A 3,937-nucleotide genomic window follows, 5' to 3' on the forward strand; every position below is an offset into this window, starting at 1 on the left:
AAAGAAATATTTTTTCAGATTAAAATAATGTTTCCTGGAAAAGTCATTTTTTGAATTTCAGAACTGGCTGTTTTTGACCCACCCCCTGACTCCCTCTCCCTTATTTAAGGGAGGGGGACGGGGGGAGGGTAAACCCGCAAAATCTTGCGGTTCTTCAAACGGAAAACAATCGAAATTCAAATTGTGGTTGCAACATAATTAAAGAGGAGGGTCACGCTATGAAGATGCAAGTCAAATTATTCCTGGCGCTGGGGATTGTTTTAAGCCTCGGCCTGTCCATTGGGGCATGCAGCAAAAAGACCGAAAAGGCACCGGCTTCCAAATCCCGGGCTGCACAACCGATCCAAACCGCGGCGCAACAACCAGCGGCAACACCCGATTCCGTACAAACCGTAACCAAATCCGTTCTGTTTACATTTGACCAGGACAAAGTTGGCCAGCTTCCGGCCCATTTTTCACAGCACGTCACCGGACGGGGCAAATCGGGCATTTGGAAGGTGGTTTCGGCCGCAGACGCCATTAGCAAGCCCAACGTGGTGGAGCAGACATCCAAAAAATATTTCGGCTACCATTTTAATGTGCTGGTGAACGATTCCACGAACTTTTCCAACCTGGATTTGACGGTCCATTTCAAGGCCCTGACCGGCCAGGAAGACCAGGGCGGCGGACCCATTTGGCGGTACCAGAATGCAGACAACTACTACATTGCCCGGGCCAATCCCCTGGAAAACAACTTTCGCGTGTACAAGGTGGTGGACGGCAATCGGAAAATGCTGGCCACGGTGAACATTCCCATTACGACGCACAAGTGGCACACCATTCGCATTAAAAATGTGGGTGACCACATTCAGTGCTACTACGACGGTCAGCTCTACCTGAATGCGCGCGATACAACCTTCACCCACGGGAAAATCGGCCTGTGGACGAAGGCGGATGCCGTCACCCAGTTCGACGATTTGAGTGTGAAAGAAGTCAAATAGCGTTGGGGTAAATCATATTCCCCCGGATTCAGGTGGTCGCAAAACGGAGACGAAACAATCAAAGACAGGAGAAAGAATGAAGTTCAGGACAGCCGTGTTGGTTTTAGTGCTTATTATTTCTCAATCGGTTCTGATTGCGGAGACCCATTCCAAGCGTGTGGTTCAGGCGGTACGGATTTCCGAGCCGATTCAATTAGACGGGATTTTAAACGAACCCCAATGGAAGCAGGCCGTGCCGGCCACCGATTTTATTCAACGGGAGCCCCAAAATGGGCGCCCCGCCACCGAACGCACAGAGGTTCGGATTCTCTACGATGCCAATAACCTTTACCTCGGTGTGTTATGCTACGATTCTGCCCCGGATAAAATCATTGCCAACACGCTTATCCGGGACAGCAGTATGCGGGGCGACGACCGTTTTACCGTGGTTTTTGATACCTACCTGGACCACCAGCGGGGATTTGTGTTTGTGACCAATCCCAAGGGTGCCCGGTTCGACGCTTATCAGGCGGCTCCCGAACACGACCCAGACGGAAGCTGGAATACGGTGTGGGATGTGCGTACCAGAATCACTGCCAAAGGCTGGCAGGCTGAAATAGTCATTCCCTTCAAATCGCTTCGCTTTCCCAACAGACCCAATCAAGTCTGGGGAATCAATTTTCAGAGGTACATTCAACGCAAGCACGAAGAAGACATCTGGAGCGGTTGGGGGTACAACGAGGGAATTACCTATCTTACTTTTGCGGGAGAGCTCCACGGGTTGATCAATCTAAAGCGGGGACACCAGATTGAATGGTTTCCGTATCTGAAGGCAGGTATTCAAAAGGAAGAAACCGATGGGGTTACGCAAACTATTCTTAGAAAAACAGGTTTTAATATTAAATATGGAATCACGCCCACGCTCACAGCCGATTTCACAGTCAATACCGATTTTGCTCAGGTGGAAGCCGATCGGGCCCGAATCAACCTGACCCGGTTCAGTCTCTATTATCCCGAAAAACGGGATTTTTTCCTTGAAGGAGCCAATATATTCAAGTTTGGCGGGTATCGCAGCCAGATTTTTTATAGTCGGAGAATTGGCCTTTCTGAAAACGGGGAAGAGATTCCGATTCTTGCAGGGACTCGTCTCACCGGACGTGTTGGGAAATATTCCGTGGGTTTACTCAACATTCAAACCGCTCGTGAAGCCGGCACCCCTTCTACTAATTTTTCGGTCATTCGAATGCAGCGCGATTTTCTTTCCCAATCGAAATTTGGATTTATTGCTACGCAAAAGTATATTCCGAAAACGGGTTACATGAACCGCGCTTTTGGCGGAGACGTGAATTTTTACTTTACCAATTTTTTGGGCGATAAGAATCTCGCGATTTACAGTTACCTGGCTGGCACACAAACTCCCGGTTTGCATGGAAACAACCTGGCTTACCGTGTGATGATGGACTATCCGAATGACCTTATTGATTCCTATGCCTATTTTTATACGATTGATCCCAATTTCAATCCGGAGATCGGCTTTGTCCGGCGGAAGGGCATTCGACGCGGGGGAGGCGCCTTTCGCTACACACCGCGACCCCACCGCTGGGGCATTCGAAAATTTGTTTTCAAGCCTGTCGATGTGGATTACACGACGGACATGTCCGGCCAAATGACGGATTTTGAATACGAATTGCGTCCTCTGGGGTTTAGCACCGTCGCGCGCGATTACTTTGAATTTAATCTTCAGCGGTCATTTGTCCGTTTGACAGAACCTTTTTCCATTTACGGAGACATTGAAATTCCGGCGGGTTCCTACTGGTACAACCACGCCGAAATCCAGTACGAAACCAATCCCGGCCGCTTTCTTTCAGGAGCGCTCTTTTTGAATTGGGGGAATTTTTACACGGGCAAACGGACGGTCTTCGCAACGGAAAGTCTGGCCAAATTCAACGCCCATTTTTCCGTTTCCCTGGATTTTACCTGGAATAATATCCGGCTCCGCGAAGGGAGTTTTCAGACGCAGGAATGGGGAAGCCGAATCCGGTACGCTTTTTCAACCCTTCTGGACACCCGTGCGTTTGTTCAATGGAATAACGAAGATCAGGAGCTCAATTTAAACTTCCGTCTCCACTGGATTCCCAATTTAGGCAGCCATTTTTACCTGGTGTACAACCATTTACTGAGCACCGAGAATCGAACGTTCAAGACGGAAAATCGAACGCTGATTTTAAAATTAAATTATTTGTTCAGATGGTAATCATTCACCACCCTTGCGAAGGTTGTGAACCTTCGCAAGGGTAATGGAAAAAAAGGGAAGTAACCATGAAGCGAAAAATCCTTTTTTTACTTTTTAGTTGGACCGTGCTGTTCCAGACACCCGCATTTGCGGCCACGCACAAGGACCTGGAACTTTGGACACTAACTACTTTGGCCGATTTAATGGTCATGTTTTTGATTCTGGGCTTCGTTCTGCACCTGGCCAGAACGTACTATTACAGCACGCTTCGAAGTTTTCGTGTGCGGATGAGCGGGGAGCATTGGGCCATGATTTTTTTGATCATTCGGGATGGTGCTCTGATTCTTTCCTTTTTATTCGGTTTGATTTTAATTAATCCGGATATCATGGGCGACATCAAATTGGCGGTTCCCTTTTTGCCGTTGGGAACGGTGATTCTGGGGGTGGCGCTGCTTGTCAAAATGGGCTGGGATGTGTCGTCTGACCGAAGGGCCAACACCGTTTTTACGGGACTCCTGTTTGTGGCGGTGCTGCTGGACTATTTCGGATTCACATTTGTGATGGAGGCGGCTCCGTCTGAGTGGGCAAGCCACGTGGCGCCGTTTTGGGAAAATCTGCGCTTGATGCGATCCAATCTGAATCCGCATCTGGCGATGGTCACCTTCTGGGTGGTTTTTCCCATGATTGTCACTCTTTTTTTGGCGATGTTGGGCGTTTGGATTTTTAAGAAGGTTCCTGCTGCCCC

At 48.8% G+C, this 3,937-nt stretch carries 3 protein-coding genes; all 3 read left to right on the forward strand.

The window, feature by feature from the left end; genetic code table 11:
* The first annotated feature begins 218 nt into the window (after nucleotides 1-218).
* On the forward strand, nucleotides 219-980 hold the full coding sequence (locus GXO76_15100; protein NOY79178.1) for a hypothetical protein: 762 nt from the start codon (nucleotides 219-221) through the stop codon (nucleotides 978-980).
* A gap of 76 nt (nucleotides 981-1,056) precedes the next feature.
* Nucleotides 1,057-3,213 carry a carbohydrate binding family 9 domain-containing protein gene (locus tag GXO76_15105; GenBank protein ID NOY79179.1) on the forward strand — a complete coding sequence of 719 codons (2,157 nt, stop codon included), beginning with the start codon at nucleotides 1,057-1,059 and terminating at the stop codon, nucleotides 3,211-3,213.
* 65 nt (nucleotides 3,214-3,278) lie between these two features.
* On the forward strand, nucleotides 3,279-3,937 hold a 659-nt coding region (locus GXO76_15110), incomplete at its 3' end, for a hypothetical protein (protein NOY79180.1).

The sequence above is a fragment of the Calditrichota bacterium genome (assembly GCA_013151735.1).
Classification (GTDB): domain Bacteria; phylum Zhuqueibacterota; class JdFR-76; order JdFR-76; family BMS3Abin05; genus BMS3Abin05.

What these genes read in the sequence shown, in the direction of transcription:
- GXO76_15100 (NOY79178.1), top strand. Translation starts at nt 219, where the DNA reads ATGAAGATGCAAGTCAAATTATTCCTGGCGCTGGGGATTGTTTTAAGC.
- GXO76_15105 (NOY79179.1), top strand. Translation starts at nt 1,057, where the DNA reads ATGAAGTTCAGGACAGCCGTGTTGGTTTTAGTGCTTATTATTTCTCAA.